This is a genomic window from Xenorhabdus sp. Sc-CR9 (assembly GCF_963897815.1).
Classification (GTDB): domain Bacteria; phylum Pseudomonadota; class Gammaproteobacteria; order Enterobacterales; family Enterobacteriaceae; genus Xenorhabdus.
On record NZ_CAWQTY010000140.1, the window covers coordinates 1 to 255 of the forward strand.

Annotated in this window: 1 pseudogene; it reads left to right on the plus strand. The window is 57.6% G+C overall.

Features of this window, described 5'->3' with window-relative positions:
* Positions 1 to 29: 29 nt before the first annotated feature.
* Positions 30 to 255, plus strand: a pseudogene (locus tag AACQ81_RS06795) (DNA primase); the annotation flags it as partial.

The window sequence follows — 255 nt, forward strand, 5'->3', positions numbered from 1 at the left end:
GGCAATTGGTCAGACTGCTAAACATCCCCATGACACGCGCACGGACGTTCCACGAGCACGCAGACGGACAATCTCACGCTAAAGCCATAGAAGCGGCGTTTAACGCCCACCACGGCGCAGCAGGGCGGGAATGGATTAAATGGCTGGCGGATAACAAAGAATTGGCGAAACAGGCCGTAAAAGACGCTCAGCAACGCTGGTTAGACGTGCTACCGGACGGCGCAGGGGAACAGGTTCACCGCGTCGCTGAACGGT